This is a genomic window from Rhizobacter sp. P3_B12, assembly GCF_056402895.1.
On the sequence record NZ_JBFUGN010001740.1, the window covers coordinates 1 to 579 of the forward strand.

Consider the following 579-nt stretch of genomic DNA (forward strand, 5'->3'; position numbering starts at 1 on the left):
ACGATCAGCAGCGCGCAGGCCCGGCCGTCCGCCAGCATCGCCTGCAGCGTGCCCAGCACGTGGCGGCGGTTCGGCAGGTGCGTGAGCTCGTCGGTCATCGCGAGGTCCTGCATGCGGTGGCTGGTGCGGCGATGGCGCCAGACCAGCACCCCCATCACCACCACCAGCAGCGCGGCCAGCGCGATCACCACCGCGCGCAACGCGCTGGCGCGGCGCTCCTGGTCGAGCGCACGCTCGGTGGCCGCCTTCTCGCGCATCAGCAGCTGGTTCTCCTTGTCCTTCGCGGCGCTGTCGAACTCGACCTTCAGCGTCGCGAAGCGCTGGTCGAGCTGGCGATGCAGCAGTTCGTCGGAGACGGCCTTGTACTTCTGCTGCTGCTCGAAGGCACCGCGCCAGTCGCCCTGGTCGGACAGCGTCGCCGCCAGYTCGCCGTAGGTGGTGGCCAGCTCGGCGCGCGAATCGGCGGTGGCAAACACCTTCTGCGCCTCGCCCAGCGCCACCACCGCATCGCCCGGGCGGCGCAGCAGGCGCATCGCGATGCCGCGTTGCAGCAGCACCTGGGCACGCAGGCGCTCGTCG

At 71.5% G+C, this 579-nt stretch carries 1 protein-coding gene; it reads right to left on the reverse strand.

The window, feature by feature from the left end; translation table 11 throughout:
• Positions 1–579: hypothetical protein (locus AC1D01_RS37975; RefSeq protein WP_477875152.1), on the reverse strand; the 579-nt coding region annotated here is incomplete at both ends.